The organism is Pantoea sp. JKS000250 (assembly GCF_003201065.1).
In the GTDB taxonomy this organism is placed as follows: Bacteria; Pseudomonadota; Gammaproteobacteria; order Enterobacterales; family Enterobacteriaceae; genus Pantoea; species Pantoea vagans.
This window is the reverse complement of sequence record NZ_QICZ01000001.1, coordinates 1,660,782-1,679,605: the sequence shown is the minus strand read 5'-3', so window position 1 is coordinate 1,679,605 and position 18,824 is coordinate 1,660,782. Positions and strand designations below refer to the sequence as shown.

Below are 18,824 nucleotides of genomic sequence, written 5' to 3'. Positions count from 1 at the left end.
CGGGGTTTTTGCTTTTTGGCGCTAACAACATTTAACCGCGGCCGTGCGGTTCATCCCAGTCAAACGCCGGGCCCAGCGAAATGACGCCGCTCGGGTTGATGGTCTTGTGGCTGCAGTAGTAGTGATGACGGATATGCGGCAGATTGACTGTCTCCGCCATGCCCGGCATCTGATAGATATCACGCAGGAAACCGCTGAGGTTTCTGTAATCACCGATCCGGTGACGATCGCATTTGAAGTGGGTCACATAGACCGGATCAAAGCGCACCAGCGTGGTCCACAAACGCAGATCCGCTTCGGTCAGCTGATCGCCGGTGAGATAGCGATGCTGGCCCAGGACCTGCTCCAGGCGCGACAGCGAATGAAACAGCGCAGTGACAGCCTCATCGTACGCGGATTGCGACGTGGCGAAGCCCGACTTATAGACGCCGTTATTCACGGTGTCGTAGATCCAGCCATTCAGCTCATCAATTTTTTCACGCAGCGCAACGGGATAGTAGTCACCGGCACGGGCGCCCACCGCATCAAACGCACTGTTGAACATGCGGATGATATCCGCTGATTCATTGCTGACGATGGTGTTCTGCTGCTTGTCCCACAATACCGGCACAGTAACGCGGCCACTGTATTGCGGGTCGGCGTGCAGATAGAGCTGATAAAGGAACTCGTTCTGGTAGAGCTTATCGCCGGTCGCATCCTGGAAGGTGTCATCGAACGTCCAGCCATTCTCCAGCATCAGTGGATGTACCACGGAGACATCGATCATGCTGTCCAGACCTTTCAGCTGACGCATCAGCAGCGTGCGGTGCGCCCAGGGGCAGGCCAGCGAGACATAAAGATGATAGCGATCGCGCTCAGCGGCAAATCCCGCTTTACCGACCGGACCGGCGCTGCCATCCGGCGTTACCCAGTTGCGAAAAGCCGATTCTGAACGCTTGAAACGTCCGCCGGTAGATTTGGTGTCGTACCAGGTGTCATGCCAGACACCGTCAATTAACTGTCCCATAATAGCTCCAATGCAAACAGGGCGGGGAAATGTCCCCGCCCTGTTAAGTATATGTGGCAATACGCTTTATGTGAGATTAGCGCGCAATTGATGCCTGGGGTTTTCTTTTGCTGATCAGGCGATCAAGGCTGTATGCACCCGGGCCGACCAGACCTAACACCAGGAAACCACCTGCGATAGAGAGGTTCTTCATGAACATCAGCTGGTTTACGCCTTCGGCGAAGTTACTGTGAAACAGAAACGCGGTCAGGATGGTGAAGCCGGCAGTGAACAGGGCAGTAAAACGGGTAAGGAAACCAAACAGAATCGCCAGACCGCCGCCAAACTCCAGCAGGATAACCAGTGGCAGCATAAAGCCAGGGACGCCCATCGCTTCCATATATTGCTGAGTACCTGCATAACCGGTGATTTTGCCCCAGCCGGCCGTAATGAACAGGATTGGCATCAGGATACGAGCCACTAATAAACCAACGTCTTCGAATTTTTTCATCATTTACTCCAGCGCTATCAGGGATGCAGGGCAAGCTGCCCGCAGGGTTTATGCCCGCTGAAAGCAGTTCTGCATTCATTGGGTTGATAGCTGGAGATGATAATCGCGGCGTGGAAAGGTTGTAAGCGAGATATACTGTCAGTGTTCTTCAGAAATTCTGAAGAAGAAAAGCCGGCCTTTTCAGGACCGGCTTTAAGCGGGATTAACGCGGGGGCATAGCAGACTTGATCATGCGCCAGGTGCTCCAGGCACCGAATCCCCGCTTCGCCCAGCGTAACAGCTTGCTCGGACTGCGAATGGAGTAAACGGCGAGCGCGCTGCTGCCAATGGCCAGATAGCGACGTAAGCTGAGGAAAGTAAACCAGCCGCGATCGTAGTGGGCGGTGCCTTCCAGCCAGTCACGCCGCGCAGCGCTTAAATCCAGCCGCTGCTGCTGCACATGCTTAAGCAGTTCATGGATGCGTTCTTCACGCTCGCGGCGGCTCATCAGCGCTGGTCCTCAAGCAAATTACGGTCTGTTTCCAGCTCTTTGCGCGTATGGCGCAACAGCGTGGACTGACGTGATTTGTGAAGCGTCCAGAGCCCGAAAATAACCGCCAGCAAAAACAGCGTACCGGTCGTGATGCCAATCGCCATCAGACGATATTGTGCATCGACTGCCCAGATGATCAGAACCATCAGGCTCATCAGACCAAATGCAGTGAACAGCATTGTCAGGCCAATCATCAACAGCATCTGTATCAGATTCGCTTTCTCATGCTCCAGTTCCACCACTGCCAGACGAACGCGTGTCTCAACCATGCCAACCAGCGTGGTAACGATACGCTGGCCGATGTTAATGACCCCTTTAGCCGGGCCGTGGTTCTGCTGTGAGTCAGCCATGGTTAGCGACGCGAAATGAGCATGCCGAGTGCGACGCCAATCGCTGCACCGATACCCACACCATGCCATGGATTCTCACGCACGTAGCCTTCGGCTTTCTGCGCCGCTTCGCGCGTAGTCGCTGCGATGCGCTCGCCTGATTCGCCCAGACGCTCACGTGAGCTGTCCAGCGCATCACGCGCTTTACTGCGAAGTTTATCCAGCTCGCCTTTGGATTTTTCGGTGCTGCTGCTCAGCACTTCTTCCAGGGTGTCGGCAAGGTTTTTCAGTTCAGCACGCAAATGTTCCGATGATGTGTCTTTAGACATAAAATACTCCTTTAACATCAGTTGGTTAATTCCGATTAATAGGGCTCCGCCTGTAACTTTTTCAGCTCCTGGCGCGCTTCATCCAGTTTTTGTTGTCGTTTGGCAATCTTCTCCCTGTCATGGCCCTCTTCACGCTCTTCCCTGAGTGCGTGCTCACGCTCAGCCACTTTCTGCTTCTGAGCATTAATTCTTTCCAGATGGGCGGCTTCCAGCTTTTTATCGCTGCAATCAGCCCGGACTTCGGTCAGCGCACGCTCCAGGCCGTTAACCCGGCGCTGGTTGTTATGCTTCTGCGCCATCCCGATTTCACGCTGAATATCCTGTTCTTTCTGTTCACAAAGCGATTCTGCTGCCAGCAGCGAACCCGACAGCGAAAGCAGCGCGACGCCCAGCAATACTTGATATTTCATCGGTCCTGAACCTTCCATTGCGACCTGATTCGTCATCACGCGTCAGGCATTATGCCTGCAGGTGCTGAAAATCGACTCTCGGTTAAGCATAGACATCGATAGTAAAAAGTTCAAAGAAGACCGGGAGATAGAGCGCCTTTCAGACCGCCGCACCCTTTTGCGGCGGTCTGAAAGCAAAGAGAGGGTCAGATTACGCCAGAGAGAGGTGCTGAGCGTGATCGTGCTGAGCGACGATAAAGCCCTGTGGCAGCAGGCGGCGTAATACTTTTTGCGCCGCCAGACTCTGCTCTTCGCTGTCAAAATGAATGATCAGTGCGTCACCCGCCGGTGTGATGCTTTTGATACGGATACCCTGCGCGCTTAATTGCTGATAGAGATAAAAGCCATCAGGCAGCGTTGCGCCAGCATGAGAAACCCGAATCTGCACCACCGTCTCGTGCTGCATCAGAGGAGGAACCACACAAAGCGCGGTCAGCGCAAGCGCGCCAGCAATCAACCACGGTATCCACCGTTTAGGAATAGCCTGCAGCAGTTTCATTACTCGGCTTTCCCGTTCTGATTCGCCTGACGCTTACGCCATAACACGACCAGCGATCCCACCAGGCCAAAGACCAGTAGCGCCAGTGGCAGCATCATCAGGAAGAACATCATCTCATCTTCATAACGACGGAAAATGGGGGTTTTACCCAGCGCAAAGCCGATAACGGTCAGAATGACTACCCAGAGGAAAGCACTCACCCAGTTGAAGAACTGAAAGCGGGCATTGCTGAGGCCTGATAACCCGGCGATGGTCGGCAGCAGCGTTCGCACAAAGGCGATAAAGCGGCCAATCAACAGGGCAGATAAGCCGTGACGGTGGAACATGCTGTGCGCGCGCAGATGATACTGGGCGGGAAGGTGAGAGAGCCATTTCTGTACCGTAGGCGTATTGCCCAGCCAGCGGCCCTGAATGTAGCTCACCCAGCAGCCGAGGCTGGCTCCGGTGGTTAAAACCAGAATCGTTAATGGGAAACTCATGGTGCCTTTGGCAATCAGAACGCCGACCAGAATCAGCAGACTGTCACCCGGCAGAAATGCGGCAGGAAGCAGGCCATTTTCTAAAAACAAAATCATGAACAGCACGCCGTAAATGGCCCATACCAGCGTGGGGTCGGAGAGGGTTTCGTAGTCCTGTTGCCACAGGGCATGCAGCAACGCTTGCAAAATATCCATCAATCATTCCTGAACATCATTGTTAAACATGTCCCACAGGGACTTAAACGCAGACCGGCATTTCGTTATAAATTTTAGGAGCGCAGCCTGGGCGGGGTTTTCCGGATCCTTCCAGAATTGATTGTTAAATCAGCGACTTTATAAAACCCTGTCGCAAAGGGTAATAAAAGGGCGATAACTGTAACAAAAATCGCCTGTCTGAGACAGGAAAACTCTCTGGCGAACAGGAGTTTTACCTTGTGAAACGGCGTGTAAAAAGGAGCTTTACATGACCTGACACTATTGCAGATTAACTGACCATCTCAGGGGGTTTTCAGGCACGTTTAGCGGGCGTTATTGGACCCATCAGGCAGGATGACCGGATTTTCACCAAACATGTAACGATCCACGTTAAATTCAAAATCATCCGCCGTCGCGTTAAACAGCATCTGTTTAGTATTTTCCAGATGTTGCCACATCGCCAGTTTGCTGGCGGCGGGATCTTTACGCATCAGCGCTTTAAGAATCTGATCGTGGTCGTCGCACCAGCTGAGAATGCTGCGCTGGTCGATATGTTCGTGAAGTTTAAGCCAGTAGGGATTGTGCAGACGATGCAGCCACATTTTTTCAACGATGGCGGCTAAGGCACTGTTCTGGGTGGATTGCGCAATACGCACATGAAACTGCATGTCCCACTCGGAGTCGCGGAAGTGATCCTCCTGGCGGGCTTTTTCCTGTATCGCCATCAGATCGATAATGTCCTGACGCGTTACCTGGGTGGCAGCGAATTCCGCCACGTTACTCTCAATCAGCTGGCGCGCCTGAAGTAATTCAAACGGACCAAAGGTGGCAAACTCGAGCTGGCTGCTGGTGGCGGCGATACGATTCTGCTGCTGGCTGGCAATGACGTGAATGCCTGAACCTTTACGGACCTCAACATAGCCTTCCACTTCCAGCATGATGATCGCTTCGCGGACGACGGTACGGCTCACTTCCATCTCTTCGGCAATCAGGCGCTCAGCAGGCAGTTTGTCACCCACCGGATAGATTCCGGTTTCAATGCGGCTTTTCAGCTCGCTGGCCAGCTGTTGATAGAGTCGACGGGATTCAGTGATGTCCATAGCACAATCCTGGTAGCAGACAGATAAGTTGTTATACCACTTCAGGGCGTGCGAGGAAATGGGCTGGCGCAAGCCAGCCCGGCAGATTAACTGCGAACAATGCTAGCTTGTGGAATAACCGCTTCAGTATTCAGCTCTGAAATCGGTTTATTTTTCAGGACCGTCCAGATAACAACGGCACCCAGCAGATCAAACACCGCCAGTGCGGCAAACAGCGGGCTGAAGCCCAGCGTATCGGCCAGGGCGCCGACGACCAGCGCAAATAGGGTGCTGGCGGTCCAGGCGGCCATGCCGGTTAAGCCGTTAGCTGTCGCAACTTCGTTGCGGCCAAAAACGTCTGACGACAGGGTGATCAGCGCGCCAGAGAGGGCCTGATGCGCAAACCCGCCGACGCACAGCAGACCAATGGCGACGTAAGGACTGGTGAACAGCCCGATGGTGCCCGGCGCTATCATTAACACTGCACCCATTGTCACCACCAGCTTACGGGAGACGATCAGGTTAACGCCGAACCAGCGCTGAAACAGCGGCGGCAGATAGCCACCCAGAATGCAGCCGAAATCCGCAAACAGCATCGGCATCCAGGCGAACATCGCAATCTCTTTCAGGTTGAAGCCGTACACCTTGAACATGAACAGCGGAATCCAGGCGTTGAACGTACCCCATGCCGGTTCTGCCAGAAAACGCGGCAGGGCAATGCCCCAGAACTGGCGGTTACGGATAATCTGCAGGGCCGACATTTTGCGGGTGTTGCCGGTCTGATGCTGCGCTTCCTGACCGGAGAGAATATAGTCGCGCTCTTCATCGCTCAGCTTCTTCTGCTGTTTCGGGTGCTTGTAAAACACCAGCCAGCAGAGCGCCCAGGCCATGCTCAGTACGCCGGTCATGATAAAGGCCATCTGCCAGCTGTGCGCCACGATCGCCCAGACCACCAGCGGCGGAGCCAGCATCGCCCCGATAGACGAACCGACATTAAAATAACCCACTGCGACGGAACGCTCTTTGGCCGGGAACCACTCACTGCTTGCCTTCAGTCCAGCCGGAATCATCGCTGCTTCAGCTGCGCCGACGGCGCCACGTGCCAGAGCCAGGCCGCCCCAGCTGCCTGCCATCGCGGTTGCGGCACAGAATATTGCCCACAACACGGCAAACATGGCATAGCCGACTTTGGTGCCGAGAAGATCCAGCACATAACCCGCCACCGGCTGCATCAGCGTGTAGCAGGCTGAATAGGCCGCAATGATGTAGGAGTACTGCTGCGTGGTGATATGCAGCTCTGACATTAATGTCGGAGCCGCCACGGCAATGGTGTTACGGGTCAGATATCCCAACACTGTGCCGATCGTCACCAGTCCAATCATGTACCAGCGTAACCCTTTGATCTTACGCATCCTCTACCTCTTCCAGTTCTGTATGCGGTCTTGCCGCTGTTGTTATCTGGAGCGGGACAGCACGTGATGCAGCTCTGCTCACGCCCGCAGGTTCTGTGTGAGCAACCCTGTTATGACCTTGCCGTTATCTGAGTCTCTAACGACCTCATGATGGAGCGAGAGCCTAACTTGTTATACAACTTTAAAAGTTGAGAGCCATCACAAAAACCCTTTCTGCACTGTGGGATAATGGAAACCTGCGTAATGACAGCCATTTAGCGCGCTGCGGGCGACAGAAACGTCCATAACGGCAGTCAGGGACCGCCGTTTATGTGAGCAGGATCGCAAATAAATCCGTAACGGACTAAAATTGGTATGATAACTTTGGGCCATCAGTGGTTCAGTCGATGAGGAAGCTTGTATGTCACGTTTCATGACCGAAGATTTTTTACTGGATAGCGAATTCGCCCGTCGTCTCTATCACGACTACGCGAAGGATCAGCCGATTTTCGACTATCACTGCCACTTACCGCCGCAGCAGATTGCCGAAAACTATCGTTTTGCTAACCTTTATGACATCTGGCTGAAGGGCGATCACTACAAATGGCGAGCAATGCGCGCCAACGGTGTGGCTGAAGCGTTCTGTACCGGTAACGCCAGCGATCGTGAAAAATTTGATGCCTGGGCACGCACCGTGCCGCACACCATCGGCAACCCGCTTTATCACTGGACCCACCTGGAATTACGCCGGCCTTTCGGCATTACCGATACGCTACTTTCTGAGAAAACCGCCGACAGCATCTGGCATCGCTGCAATGAACTGCTGGCGCAGGATAGCTTTACCACGCGCGGCATCATGCAGCAGATGAAGGTGAAGATGGTCGGCACCACCGACGATCCACTGGATGACCTGCGCCATCACCGCGTACTGGCAGACGATGCCAGCTTCAGCGTCAAGGTGCTGCCGAGCTGGCGTCCGGATAAAGCCTTTAATATCGAAGCCGACACCTTCCTGCCGTGGATCGCGACGCTGGAGCAGCTGACCGACATCAGCGTGCAGCGTTTTGACGATCTGCGCCGCGCACTATATCAGCGGCTGGATCACTTTGCGGCTCACGGCTGTAAAGTTTCCGATCACGCGCTGGATGTGGTCTGTTATGCCGAGGCGGATGACGCCACGCTGGATGCAATCCTGGCGCGTCGTCGTAGCGGTGCCGCGCCGAACCCGCAGGAAACGGCCCAGTTTAAAACGGCGGTACTGGTCTGGCTGGGCAGCGAATATGCCCGCCGTGGCTGGGTACAGCAGTACCACATTGGCGCACTGCGCAATACCAACCCGCGCCAGTATCAGCTGCTGGGGCCGGATGTGGGCTTTGATTCCATCAACGACCAGCCGCTGGCGGAACCGCTGGCACGCCTGCTGGGTGCGCAGAATCTCAATAATGCGCTGCCAAAAACCATTCTTTACTGCCTGAACCCGCGCGACAACGAAGTGCTGGCCACCATGGCGGGCAATTTCCAGGGCGAAGGTCAGGCGGGCAAAATGCAGTTCGGTTCAGCCTGGTGGTTTAACGATCAGCTGGACGGTATGCAGCGTCAGATGACGCAGCTGGCGCAGATTGGCCTGCTGAGCCGCTTCGTCGGGATGCTGACCGACAGCCGCAGCTTCCTCTCCTACACCCGCCACGAATATTTCCGCCGCTTGCTGTGCCAGATGATTGGCCGCTGGGTAGAGCAGGGTGAAGCCCCCGCCGATGAAGCGCTGTTAGGTCAGATGGTACAGAACATCTGCTTTAACAATGCCCGCGATTACTTCGGTATCGAGCTGGGAGCCTGATAATGAAAAGGCTAAACCGCCACGACTTTCCCGGTGCAGTCTATCGCGACCGGGTGATCCAGTTTGGCGAAGGTAATTTCCTGCGCGCCTTTATCGACTGGCAGGTTGACTGGCTGAATGAACATCAGGGCACCGACGCCGGGATCGTGGTGGTGCGGCCGCGCAACCGTGAAGTCAGCGACAGCCTGAACCAGCAGGATGGCCTCTACACCACGCTGATCCGCGGACTGAACGATCAGGGCGAGCAGGTCAGCGAAACCCGGCTGATCCGCAGCCTCAACCGTGAAATCCAGCCCTGGCAGCAGTTCGGCGAATTTATGGCGCTGGCCCGGAATCCTGACCTGCGTATGGTCTTTTCCAACACCACTGAGGCGGGCATCACTTTTGTCGGCACGGACCAGCTCACCGATCAGCCTGCCAGTAGCTTCCCGGGCAAACTGACGCAACTGCTGTGGGCGCGCTATTCACACTTCAATGGGGCCAGCGATCGGGGCTGGCTGGTGGTGCCGTGCGAGCTGATTGACCATAACGGCGACGCGTTGCGCGATCTGGTTCTGCGCTACGCCGATCAGTGGCATCTGCCATCCGAATTTAAAACCTGGGTTCATCAGCACTGTGCCTTCTACAACACGCTAGTGGACCGCATCGTTACCGGCTTCCCGGCGGAAAGCGAGCAGCTGCAACGTGAGCTGGGTTATGAAGATCGCTATCTGGTGGCGGGTGAAGTCTACTATCAGTTTGTGATTCAGGGGCCGTCGGCGCTGTTCAGTGAGCTGAAGCTGGCGGCGCTGTCGCCGCAGGTCCGGCATGTGGATGACATTGCGCCCTATAAAGCGCAGAAAGTGGCCATCCTTAATGGCGCGCATACCGCGATGGTGCCGGTGGCGTTTCTGGCCGGGATTGAGAGCGTGGGTGAGGCGATGGCCGATCCGGCCATTGCCGGATTTGTGGACAACCTGCTGCGTCACGAAGTGATCCCGACGCTGGATCTGCCGACAAACGAACTGCACGCCTTTGCCGATGCGGTTCAGCGGCGCTTCCGCAATCCGTTCATTCGTCACGCGCTGCTGTCGATTGCCCTCAACGGCATGACCAAATTCCGCACCCGTCTCCTGACGCCACTGCTTGCCGCACATCAGCAAACCGGTGAATGGCCGACACACATCACCTTTGCGCTGGCGGCGCTGATTGCTTTCTACCACGGTGAGTCAGCCGGAAAAAGCTGGCCGTTACAGGATGAGCCGCAGTGGCTACAGCGCTACGCCGACGGCTGGAAAGCGGTTGATGCGGACCAGATGTCGCCGCAACAGCTGGTGCACGCTGTGCTCAGCGACGCGCAACACTGGGGCGAAGATTTAACCCGTCAGCCCGGACTGGCTGCGGTTGTTACCCGACACCTGCAAAATATCATCGCTCACGGAATGCGTGAGGCGCTGAGCCAACTGAGATAACGCTATGCAAGATGCAATCAAAATTGATCCCCGCGACAACGTCGCCGTGGCGTTACGTGACCTGGATGCGGGCGCCACGATAGCGCTGCCGCCACTGAGCGTGGCGCTGCAACAGGCCGTGGGACGCGGGCATAAATTTGCCCTGAAGCCTATCGCGCAGGATGAGCTGGTAATCAAATATGGGCTGCCAATTGCCCATGCCACACAACCTGTGGCCGCCGGTGAGGTCATCCATTCGCAGAACGCCCGCACTAATCTCAGCGATCTGGATCATTATGCGTATCAGCCCGATTTTGTGACGCTGCCACCGCAGCCGGGTGACCGTGAGGTGCAGATCTACCGTCGCGCTAACGGCGAAGTCGGCATCCGCAATGAGCTGTGGATCCTGCCGACCGTTGGCTGCGTCAACGGGATTGCACGTCAGATCCTGCAGCGTTTCCTGAAAGAGACCCAGGAGGCAGAAGGCATTGATGGTGCATTCCTGTTCAGCCACACCTTCGGCTGCTCGCAGCTGGGGCAGGACCACGAAAATACCCGCACCATGCTGCAGAATATGGTGCGCCATCCCAACGCGGGCGCGGTGCTGGTGATTGGTCTGGGTTGTGAGAACAATCAGGTCGATGCCTTCCGCGATACGCTTGGCGCGTTCGAAAGTGACCGGGTCGAATTTATGGTCTGCCAGCAGCACGATGATGAGGTGGAAGCCGGGCTGGAGCGTCTGCATGCGTTGTATGAAAAAATGCGCCACGACCGGCGCGAGCCGGGCAAGCTCAGCGAGCTGAAGTTTGGTCTGGAGTGCGGCGGCTCAGACGGTTTTTCTGGCATCACCGCCAACCCGCTGCTGGGGCGTTTCTCAGACCAGATGATCGCCAATGGCGGCACCACCGTGCTGACCGAAGTGCCGGAGATGTTTGGCGCAGAGCGGATTCTGATGAGCCGCTGCCGCGACGAAGAGACCTTCAGCAAAACGGTGGCGATGATCAACGACTTTAAACAGTACTTTATCGATCACCAGCAGCCGATCTACGAGAACCCGTCACCGGGCAACAAAGCGGGCGGCATCACCACGCTGGAAGAGAAGTCGCTGGGCTGTACCCAGAAAGCAGGACAGAGCCAGGTGGTCGATGTGCTGAAGTATGGCGAGCGGTTAAAAACGCCGGGGCTGAATCTGTTGAGCGCACCGGGTAATGATGCAGTTGCCACCAGTGCGCTGGCCGGAGCCGGTTGCCATATGGTGCTGTTCAGTACCGGACGCGGCACGCCGTATGGGGGATTTGTGCCGACGGTGAAGCTGGCGACCAACACGCCGCTGGCGGAGAAAAAGCCGCACTGGATCGACTTTAATGCCGGACGGTTGATCGAGGGAATGAGCATGGATGCGATGCTGGAAGATTTTGTCGACAGCATTGTGGCGATTGCCAGCGGTCAGCAGACCAACAATGAGAAAAACGATTTCCGCGAGCTGGCGATTTTCAAAAGCGGTGTGACGCTCTAAACAAAAACGACCCGCCAGAGTGCGGGTCGTTTCAAATCGTTGATAAAATCTGGCCGGTTGCAGGACCCACGTTTTGCGTTGTTCAAAAAATGCTCATGGCGTTTTTATCCGGGGGGCGGACCGCTTATCCTGCTCTGCCCGTATTCCCTGCGCTTTAAGGCGAAGAGAATGTCAGACACAAAGAAACATCTTTTCGATCGCCTGGGCTTAATTTTCCTTGTTTGCGAGCTATTGATGTGCGTAGTCTACCCACATCAATACGCACGCTGGAGGTTTATATGGGTGAAGTAGCCACAAAACCAACAAAAAACATCAACGTCACTATCGACACGAAACTGGCCCTGGAAGCGCGTGAAGCAGGGATTAACTTCTCTCAGACACTTGCTAAAGCGGTGCGCGCAGAGCTGAAATCTCTCGCAGCAGAACGCTGGAAACATGAAAACGCGGACGCTATCGACTATCTGAACCAGCTCAGTGACGAGCATGGCCTTTTCTCTGACGAACACAGGACGTTCTGATGCAGTTTGACGTTTACAGGAACACCGGGAAGGCGGAGATATACCCATTAGTTTTGGACGTTCAGAGCGACATCATTGGCCGGCGGAAAACCCGGATGGCTATTCCTCTGTTCCCGCATGAGAACTACAAAGGGCCACGTGCTGAACGGCTAACGCCAATTCTGGTCATAGAGGGGCAAAAATACGTGATGATGACCCACGAAATGGCGAGTTTACCGGAAAAGGCGCTACGCGAAGACGTGGAGAACATCAGCGGTCAGGCGGTGGTGATAAAATCTGCCCTCGATTTTCTGTTTGATGGTATCTGAAACCTTACTGAAAGGGCTCGTTTTAAGACACACGTTAAACCCTATCGCGTTTATCACACCCTAACGTGTCCGCCATTTGAAATCCTGCCCGCTTTAAAGGACGGGCAGTATGCCAAAAACGTCAGGCCGCGCCCGGCTACCCATTGCCTGGTGATTCAGGCATTGAAGCGACCTTCTTGTTATCGGCTTATCAGGTGAAACAGGCGTAAGACCCAAATCTGAATTCAAAAATGTAATCAGTTAACGAATTCAGTCGGTACTTGGTTCAGGCAAGGCGCAAAGGCTTACTGTGAGCCGTCCAGGGCCATATACCGACTAATCGTCTTTTTGTCTTCCAGAATCAGGCCCGGCTGGTTTCGCGCTCCGCTTCTGCCTGACAGACAGCGGCGGTAAACAGAATATCCGTTGAGGAGTTCAGCGCGGTTTCCGCTGAATCCTGCAGGACGCCGATAATAAAGCCCACGGCCACCACCTGCATCGCCAGATCATTCGGAATGCCGAACATATTGCAGGCAACCGGGATCAGCAGCAGCGAACCGCCCGCCACGCCCGATGCACCACAGGCACAGAGTGACGCCACCAGACTCAGCAGAATCGCCGTCGGCACATCAATGCTGATCCCCAGCGTATGCACCGCCGCTAGCGTCAGCACGGTAATGGTGATCGATGCACCCGCCATACTGATGGTCGCGCCCAGCGGAATCGACACCGAATAGGTATCCTCATCCAGATCCAGACGTTTCGCCAGCGACATATTCACCGGAATGTTGGCGGCAGAACTGCGGGTAAAGAAGGCGGTCACGCCGCTCTCACGCAGGCAGGTGAAGACCAGCGGATAGGGGTTACGACGGATTTTCCAGAACACCAGCAGCGGGTTTACCACCAGCGCCATCAACACCATGCAGCCCAGCAGTAGCGCCAGCAGATGGGCATATTGCCACAGCGCGCCAAAGCCGGTTGAGGCCAGAATCGACGCCACCAGACCGAAAATACCAACCGGGGCGCAGCGGATGACGCAGCGCACCAGCCAGGTCACCGCCTCAGAGGCATCGTTGAGAAAAGCACGGGTGCTGTCACTGCTGTGACGGAACGCCAGCCCCAGGCCAATCGCCCATACCAGAATGCCGATGTAGTTCGCCTGCATCAGAGCCGTGATCGGATTCGACACCATGCTCATCAACAGTCCACGCAACACTTCGGTAATGCCGGAAGGGGGAACGATTTCCGTGCTGCCCACCGCCAGCGTCAGCGTTTGCGGGATCAGATGGCTGAAGACCACCGCGACGACCGCCGCGAAAAAGGTGCTCAGCAGATAGAGCATGATGATTGGCCGGATATTGGTTTTCTGGCCCTGCTGGTGGTTGGCAATCGAAGCGATGACCAGTACCAGAACCAGCAATGGCGCGACCGCTTTCAGCGCACTGACAAACAGTTCACCCAGCAGACCGACCGCCAGCGCGGCATCGTGTGAAATCCAGGCGAGCGCCACACCGGCGATCAGCCCAATCATGATTTGCTTCACCAGGCTTCCGGCGAGCAGCGTGCCCAGACGTGCGGAGAGAGTTTTCTGCATAATATTTTCTATATTTTGTCGCGGATGTAGTTTCAGACGCGATGTTTTACATCGGCTAAAACGGTTTGCCCGGCGGAGTATAAGGAAATGACAGGCTGAGAAAAGAGAAAGTTCTGTCGCTGTGGCACAGGTCAGGTTTTTATTATGCTGGATAGTGGAAGTGTGACAGAGAGATGAAATGGCGTGACAGGCTGCCACAAAATAAAACAGGGGCATCCGCTGCCCCTGCAGGTAATTATGGTGCGAGCTTTTTCTGGTCTCTTTTGCGGTTAACCCAGGCGTTGATTAGCAGGGTAGACGCCAGTATGGCACCGACTACGCCCAGTGAGATCCCGACCGGGATATGGTAAAGGTCGACAATCAGCATCTTGAAGCCGATGAACACCAGCACAATCGCCAGGCCATACTTCAGCATCGAGAAACGTTCCGCCACGTTCGCCAGCAGGAAGTACATGGCACGCAGGCCCAGGATAGCGAACAGGTTTGAGGTCAGCACGATGAACGGATCGGTGGTCACGGCGAAGATCGCCGGGATACTGTCGACGGCAAAGATCACGTCGCTGAGTTCCACCATAATCAGCACCAGCAGCAGCGGCGTCGCAAACAGCACGCCGTTTTTGCGGGTGAAGAACTTCTCGCCGTCGAGATCGTCGGTCATGCGTAAATGCTTACGCAGCCAGCGCACCACAGGCTTGTCGCCGACCGCACCGTCATCCTCTTTCGCCAGCGCCATTTTCACGCCGGTAAACAGCAGGAAGGCACCGAAGACATAGAGGATCCAGCTGAACTGCGTGACCAGCCAGCTACCCGCGAAGATCATGATGGTACGCAGTACGATAGCGCCCAATACGCCGTAGATCAGCACGCGGCGCTGCAGATTAGCCGGAATAGAGAAGTAGCTGAACAGCATCAGCCAGACGAAGACATTATCGACCGCCAGCGCTTTTTCCAGCACGTAACCGGTCAGAAAGGCGAGCGTCTGCGTATTAGCCACTTCACGTCCTGCGCTACCCTCCAGATACCACCAGAAGGCGGCGCTGAACAGCAGTGAGACAGAAACCCAGATCAGCGACCAGACAGCCGCCTGTTTGAAGGACATGGTCTGCGCGCCGCGGCGTCCCTGCAACAGCAGGTCGATAGCCAGCATGATCAGCACCACAACCGCAAAGCTGCCCCAGAGTAAAGGCGTACCCACAGTTTGCATATTCGTATCCTGTCTTAAAAATAAAAAAACGGCTGAAGTCAGAAGACGTCAGCCGCTTATTTTTGTGTAAGCAAACCTCGCCTTCCGGCAAGGTCTCACTTACAACACAGAAATGGATTCCGGGTTGCCTGATGACCGGATGCTTGCGCAACGTAATGACGATCAATCAGCTTACAAGTTACTCCCCTTTGCAGGAGGGTAAGTTACGGTTTAGCCGCACAGGAAGCAACACCTCGCAGACATATTTAGAAATATTTACACAGCCGCCCGATCGGCCGGGAAAATCACGCCGGTCTGACGGCGGATTTCAGTCAGCAGCGCGGCGGTAATGCGCGAAACCTCCAGTCCCGGATGGTCCACCTGACGATGCTCAACCAGCCGGGCAAACGCGGCTGCTTCATACAGCATGGTGTTGATATGCTGCGGCTGGCTCAGCGCCTGCTTTTCCGCACCGCGAGGGATAAAGGTCAGCTGCTGGCACTCCGATAGCTTTTCAATCACCAGCGCGCCCGCCTCACCCTGAATCTCGCTGGGCAGGCTGGAATCGCTCACCTTTGAATGCAGGATCGTCACGTCGAAGTCGCCGTAGTTCAGCACGACGACGCCATGCGCATCCACGCCGCTCGCCAGCAATGTCGCGGTGGCCTGCACACGATCCGGCTCGCCCCACAGCGCCACCGCCGAGGCCAGGCAGTAATAACCGATATCCATCACCGAGCCATTTGACCAGCGCGGATCAAAGGTATTCGGGTTCTCGCCGTTAAGATAGCGCGGATAACGTGAGGAGTACTGACAGTAATTCAGCAGCGCTTTTCGCAGTTTGCCCACGTCAGGCAGCGCCTGCTGCAGCCGCAGGAAATTCGGCAGGCTGGCGGTTTTAAACGCCTCAAATAGCACCACCTGATGCTCACGGGCGCAAGCGATCATCTTCTCTGCTTCCGCCAGATTCGAGGCCAGCGGTTTTTCGCAAATGACATGCTTGCCGTGCGACATAAACAGCAGCGCCTGCTCGCAGTGCAGGGCATTGGGACTGGCAAGATAGACCGCATCAATCTCCGGGCTGGCGGCCAGGGCGTCCAGTGAAGTGAAGGTCTGTTTGCAGGGATAATCGGCAATAAAGCCGTCAGCCTGTTGCTGACTGCGTGAATAGACCGCGCAGAGCTTCATCGCTCCGGTTTCATGAGCGGCATCAATAAACTGGCGTGTAATCCAGTTTGTTCCCACAATGGCAAAACGAATCACGTCATCTCTCCGGCAGCGGTAAAGCGGCAGAGTAACATCTCACCGACGCGGTGCAAGCGCGCCGGGCAGGCAGGGATTGATCCTGCGATCCGCATTCCAATACTATGCGGAAGCGATAATAAACAGGCATCAACCAGGGAGCACAGGTGAAAGCAAGTAAGCACGCATTAAACTGGACCACATTGCTGATTGCCGTTCCGGTCGGGTGTGCGGCGTCGCTGGTGACGCTGGCTTTTCGCGGCGTCATTGAGCTGATCAACCATCTGCTGTTTGCCCGCAGCGGCGACATTACCGAATCACTGCATCTCTGGCCGTGGATCTTCTGGCCGCTGCTGGTGGGCGCAGGCGGGGTGCTGGCGGGCTATTTCCTGCGTTATGCGGTAGCCATCGAGCAGCAGCAGACGGTGAAAACGGATTACCTTGAAGTGATCAACGCCCGGCTCGACGCGGTGCCGACCAAAACCTCGCTGTTCCGCGCCTTGTCGTCGATTGCCAGTATCGGCAGCGGTGCGTCGATCGGTAAAGAGGGGCCGATGGTGCAGCTCTCGGCACTGTGCGGCAGCGCGATTGGCCGCCTGTTACCGTCCTCGCTTAACCTGAAAAACAGTGACGTGGTGGCGATGGCGGCCGCGGCAGGCCTCGCGTCGGTCTACCATGCGCCGCTGGCCTCCGCGATTTTCGTCGCGGAGATCGCCTTCGGCATTTCCGCGTTGCAGCGGCTGATCCCCCTGATCATCGCCTCGGCAACGGCGGTGATGACCATGTGGACGCTGGGCTTTCGCAGCGCGCTCTATCCGCTGGCGGAGGCGAGCTTCGCCATGGATCTCAGCAGCCTGCTGATGACGGTAGTGATTGGTCTGAGCGCCGGACTGGCGGGCTGGATGCTGATTAAGTGCATCGCCCGTAGCAAAATGATGTTCAGCCGGGTTGCCTCGCTGCCCGTGCGTCTGGGCGTGGGCGGCTTTGCGGTAGGCTTACTGGCGCTGATCTCCACCGATATCCTCGGCAACGGCTATGAAGTCATCGTCAAAGTGATGGCGGGCAACTATCTGCTGCCGGGGCTGCTGCTGTTGCTGGTGCTGAAAACCCTCGCCACCAGCCTGTCGGTAGGGTCGAACGCCGTCGGCGGACTCTTCACACCTTCGCTGCTGATTGGCGCGCTGCTTGGCGTCATCATCGCCACGATGGGGGCAGCGCTGCATCTGCCGCTGGGTAATGTGCTGCTTTATGCCGCGATTGGCATGGCGGCGGTGCTGGCGGCAGTCAGTCAGGCGCCGTTGATGGCGATGCTGATGGTGCTGGAGATGACGCTTAACAGCAGCCTGCTGTTCCCGCTGATGATCGCCACCGTGCTGGCTTCAATGGTGGTCTATCGCCTGCAATCGGCCAGTACCTATCCAGTAGTGAGTCATCATTTCAGCCGTTCAGAGGCGAAATATGATTTCGATAACATGCGCATTGCCGAGTTAATCATTCCCGGTGCGGCGCTGCAGCCGGAAGAGTCAGTGGGGCAGGCGCTGGCGGTCAGCTCGCTGAAGCGTGAACGCTACGTCTATGTCATTAATGCCGCCGGCGCTTTCCTCGGCGTGGTGTCGATTCATGAGATTTCGCGCCGGGTGCTGGCGCAGGAGATCACCCTCGATTCACCGGTGCAGTGCGTGATGGATCAGGATTTCCCGGTGGTGTTTGAGAATCAGAGTATGCGCGAGGGCTGGGAGGCGTTTGCGGCGGTCACGCTGGAGCGACTGCCAGTGCTGAACAATCCCCGGGAGCGACGCTTTCTGGGGGCGCTGACCAAAACCAGCCTGATTCAGAAAGCGCAGGAGTTTCTTTAAGCTGCGTTGCCGCGCATCGCCTGGTCAGTCATCCAGAGTCGCGCATCAAATTCGAGCTGGTGGTAATCCGGCTCCATATGGCAGCAGAGCTGATAGAACGCCTTATCGTGATCTTTCTCTTTCAGGTGCGCCAGCTCATGCACCACGATCATCCGCAGAAACGGCTCTGGCGCGAGGCGGAAAAAGGTCGAGATGCGGATCTCCGCTTTCGCCTTGAGTTTACCGCCCTGAATCCGTGAGATGGCCGTGTGCAGGCCAAGTGCGTGTTTCATCACCTTAATCTTGTTATCCCACATCACTTTGCTGATCGGTGGTGCGTTGCGCATATAGCGGTTTTTCAGCGCCTGAGTGTAGTCATACAGCGCTTTATCACTCATCACGTCGTGCGTGTCGGGATAACGTTCCTGCAGAAACGCACCTAAGCGCTGGTGGGTAATCAGCGTCTGAACCTGCTCAAGCAGAGGGGCAGGATAGCCCTGAAGGTAGATCAGTGAGGACATTAGGGATTCCAGGCGAAAGACAGTATACTGCGCCCCCGTTTTTGGGGCGAAAATCAACCAAAGTGTACCACGCCGGAGAATTC

Annotated in this window: 20 protein-coding genes; 6 read left to right on the top strand and 14 right to left on the bottom strand. The window is 56.0% G+C overall.

What is annotated here, in order from left to right:
* Positions 1-31: 31 nt before the first annotated feature.
* The 10 genes from BY447_RS07995 to BY447_RS07950 form a co-directional block, all read right to left on the bottom strand.
* Entirely contained in the window at positions 32-1,006 is a 975-nt protein-coding gene (locus BY447_RS07995) for a glutathione S-transferase family protein (RefSeq protein ID WP_110330921.1), read from the bottom strand.
* Positions 1,007-1,082: 76 nt separating this feature from the next.
* Positions 1,083-1,496, bottom strand: a complete 414-nt coding sequence (locus BY447_RS07990; RefSeq protein WP_013359135.1) for a DoxX family protein — start codon at positions 1,494-1,496, stop codon at positions 1,083-1,085.
* Positions 1,497-1,698: 202 nt separating this feature from the next.
* Positions 1,699-1,983 (bottom strand): YqjK-like family protein, encoded by a 285-nt coding sequence (locus BY447_RS07985; RefSeq protein WP_013359134.1) that lies wholly within the window; start codon positions 1,981-1,983, stop codon positions 1,699-1,701.
* Positions 1,983-2,378, bottom strand: a complete 396-nt coding sequence (locus BY447_RS07980) for a phage holin family protein (RefSeq protein ID WP_033733987.1) — start codon at positions 2,376-2,378, stop codon at positions 1,983-1,985. The genes BY447_RS07985 and BY447_RS07980 overlap by 1 nt, the downstream gene beginning before the upstream one ends.
* Before the next feature lie 2 nt (positions 2,379-2,380).
* Positions 2,381-2,686, bottom strand: a complete 306-nt coding sequence (locus BY447_RS07975; RefSeq protein ID WP_033733985.1) for a DUF883 family protein — start codon at positions 2,684-2,686, stop codon at positions 2,381-2,383.
* A 35-nt stretch (positions 2,687-2,721) separates the two neighbouring features.
* On the bottom strand, positions 2,722-3,096 hold the full coding sequence (locus tag BY447_RS07970; RefSeq protein ID WP_146210989.1) for a DUF1090 domain-containing protein: 375 nt from the start codon (positions 3,094-3,096) through the stop codon (positions 2,722-2,724).
* Positions 3,097-3,286: 190 nt separating this feature from the next.
* Positions 3,287-3,634: an EnvZ/OmpR regulon moderator MzrA gene (mzrA, locus tag BY447_RS07965; protein ID WP_013359131.1), complete on the bottom strand. Its 348-nt coding sequence runs from the start codon at positions 3,632-3,634 to the stop codon at positions 3,287-3,289.
* The gene (locus BY447_RS07960) at positions 3,634-4,308 is read right to left on the bottom strand and encodes a DedA family protein (RefSeq protein ID WP_003850219.1); all 675 of its coding nucleotides are present in this window, start codon (positions 4,306-4,308) and stop codon (positions 3,634-3,636) included. The genes mzrA and BY447_RS07960 overlap by 1 nt, the downstream gene beginning before the upstream one ends.
* Positions 4,309-4,631: 323 nt before the next feature.
* On the bottom strand, positions 4,632-5,408 hold the full coding sequence (gene exuR / locus BY447_RS07955) for a transcriptional regulator ExuR (RefSeq protein WP_013359130.1): 777 nt from the start codon (positions 5,406-5,408) through the stop codon (positions 4,632-4,634).
* A gap of 86 nt (positions 5,409-5,494) precedes the next feature.
* Positions 5,495-6,799: an MFS transporter gene (locus BY447_RS07950; protein ID WP_095706629.1), complete on the bottom strand. Its 1,305-nt coding sequence runs from the start codon at positions 6,797-6,799 to the stop codon at positions 5,495-5,497.
* 400 nt (positions 6,800-7,199) lie between these two features.
* Here BY447_RS07950 and uxaC point away from each other — a divergent pair, with 400 nt between their 5' ends.
* The 5 genes from uxaC to BY447_RS07925 all read left to right on the top strand — a co-directional run bounded on the left by uxaC (position 7,200) and on the right by BY447_RS07925 (position 12,387).
* Complete coding sequence (gene uxaC, locus BY447_RS07945; RefSeq protein WP_110330920.1) at positions 7,200-8,615, top strand: glucuronate isomerase; 1,416 nt, start codon at positions 7,200-7,202, stop codon at positions 8,613-8,615.
* 2 nt (positions 8,616-8,617) lie between these two features.
* The gene (locus tag BY447_RS07940; RefSeq protein WP_110330919.1) at positions 8,618-10,066 is read left to right on the top strand and encodes a tagaturonate reductase; all 1,449 of its coding nucleotides are present in this window, start codon (positions 8,618-8,620) and stop codon (positions 10,064-10,066) included.
* A 4-nt stretch (positions 10,067-10,070) separates the two neighbouring features.
* A complete protein-coding gene (locus BY447_RS07935) occupies positions 10,071-11,561 on the top strand; it encodes a UxaA family hydrolase (RefSeq protein WP_033784086.1) in 1,491 nt (496 codons plus the stop codon).
* 278 nt (positions 11,562-11,839) lie between these two features.
* Positions 11,840-12,079 (top strand): type II toxin-antitoxin system CcdA family antitoxin, encoded by a 240-nt coding sequence (locus BY447_RS07930; protein ID WP_013359125.1) that lies wholly within the window; start codon positions 11,840-11,842, stop codon positions 12,077-12,079.
* Entirely contained in the window at positions 12,079-12,387 is a 309-nt protein-coding gene (locus BY447_RS07925) for a CcdB family protein (protein WP_110330918.1), read from the top strand. The genes BY447_RS07930 and BY447_RS07925 overlap by 1 nt, the downstream gene beginning before the upstream one ends.
* Positions 12,388-12,727: 340 nt before the next feature.
* On the opposite strand, the gene sstT is transcribed toward BY447_RS07925, so the two are convergent.
* The 3 genes from sstT to BY447_RS07910 form a co-directional block, all read right to left on the bottom strand.
* Positions 12,728-13,960, bottom strand: coding sequence for a serine/threonine transporter SstT (gene sstT, locus BY447_RS07920; protein ID WP_110330917.1), 1,233 nt, complete (start codon positions 13,958-13,960; stop codon positions 12,728-12,730).
* Between the two features lie 235 nt (positions 13,961-14,195).
* Positions 14,196-15,164, bottom strand: coding sequence for a TerC family protein (locus BY447_RS07915; protein WP_013359123.1), 969 nt, complete (start codon positions 15,162-15,164; stop codon positions 14,196-14,198).
* 255 nt (positions 15,165-15,419) lie between these two features.
* Positions 15,420-16,406 (bottom strand): Gfo/Idh/MocA family protein, encoded by a 987-nt coding sequence (locus BY447_RS07910; RefSeq protein ID WP_110330916.1) that lies wholly within the window; start codon positions 16,404-16,406, stop codon positions 15,420-15,422.
* 146 nt (positions 16,407-16,552) lie between these two features.
* Between BY447_RS07910 and BY447_RS07905 the strand changes: the two genes are divergently transcribed.
* Positions 16,553-18,241: a chloride channel protein gene (locus tag BY447_RS07905; protein ID WP_110330915.1), complete on the top strand. Its 1,689-nt coding sequence runs from the start codon at positions 16,553-16,555 to the stop codon at positions 18,239-18,241.
* Here BY447_RS07905 and BY447_RS07900 read toward each other — a convergent pair.
* The gene (locus BY447_RS07900; RefSeq protein WP_013359120.1) at positions 18,238-18,741 is read right to left on the bottom strand and encodes a M48 family metallopeptidase; all 504 of its coding nucleotides are present in this window, start codon (positions 18,739-18,741) and stop codon (positions 18,238-18,240) included. The two genes, BY447_RS07905 and BY447_RS07900, sit on opposite strands and share 4 nt — an antisense overlap.
* Positions 18,742-18,824 lie beyond the last annotated feature (83 nt).

Bases quoted from the DNA above. Each gene is read 5' to 3' on its own strand.
- BY447_RS07995 (WP_110330921.1), bottom strand. From the start codon at position 1,006: ATGGGACAGTTAATTGACGGTGTCTGGCATGACACCTGGTACGACACC.
- BY447_RS07990 (WP_013359135.1), bottom strand. From the start codon at position 1,496: ATGAAAAAATTCGAAGACGTTGGTTTATTAGTGGCTCGTATCCTGATG.
- BY447_RS07985 (WP_013359134.1), bottom strand. From the start codon at position 1,983: ATGAGCCGCCGCGAGCGTGAAGAACGCATCCATGAACTGCTTAAGCAT.
- BY447_RS07980 (WP_033733987.1), bottom strand. From the start codon at position 2,378: ATGGCTGACTCACAGCAGAACCACGGCCCGGCTAAAGGGGTCATTAAC.
- BY447_RS07975 (WP_033733985.1), bottom strand. From the start codon at position 2,686: ATGTCTAAAGACACATCATCGGAACATTTGCGTGCTGAACTGAAAAAC.
- BY447_RS07970 (WP_146210989.1), bottom strand. From the start codon at position 3,096: ATGAAATATCAAGTATTGCTGGGCGTCGCGCTGCTTTCGCTGTCGGGT.
- mzrA (WP_013359131.1), bottom strand. From the start codon at position 3,634: ATGAAACTGCTGCAGGCTATTCCTAAACGGTGGATACCGTGGTTGATT.
- BY447_RS07960 (WP_003850219.1), bottom strand. From the start codon at position 4,308: ATGGATATTTTGCAAGCGTTGCTGCATGCCCTGTGGCAACAGGACTAC.
- exuR (WP_013359130.1), bottom strand. From the start codon at position 5,408: ATGGACATCACTGAATCCCGTCGACTCTATCAACAGCTGGCCAGCGAG.
- BY447_RS07950 (WP_095706629.1), bottom strand. From the start codon at position 6,799: ATGCGTAAGATCAAAGGGTTACGCTGGTACATGATTGGACTGGTGACG.
- uxaC (WP_110330920.1), top strand. From the start codon at position 7,200: ATGTCACGTTTCATGACCGAAGATTTTTTACTGGATAGCGAATTCGCC.
- BY447_RS07940 (WP_110330919.1), top strand. From the start codon at position 8,618: ATGAAAAGGCTAAACCGCCACGACTTTCCCGGTGCAGTCTATCGCGAC.
- BY447_RS07935 (WP_033784086.1), top strand. From the start codon at position 10,071: ATGCAAGATGCAATCAAAATTGATCCCCGCGACAACGTCGCCGTGGCG.
- BY447_RS07930 (WP_013359125.1), top strand. From the start codon at position 11,840: ATGGGTGAAGTAGCCACAAAACCAACAAAAAACATCAACGTCACTATC.
- BY447_RS07925 (WP_110330918.1), top strand. From the start codon at position 12,079: ATGCAGTTTGACGTTTACAGGAACACCGGGAAGGCGGAGATATACCCA.
- sstT (WP_110330917.1), bottom strand. From the start codon at position 13,960: ATGCAGAAAACTCTCTCCGCACGTCTGGGCACGCTGCTCGCCGGAAGC.
- BY447_RS07915 (WP_013359123.1), bottom strand. From the start codon at position 15,164: ATGCAAACTGTGGGTACGCCTTTACTCTGGGGCAGCTTTGCGGTTGTG.
- BY447_RS07900 (WP_013359120.1), bottom strand. From the start codon at position 18,741: ATGTCCTCACTGATCTACCTTCAGGGCTATCCTGCCCCTCTGCTTGAG.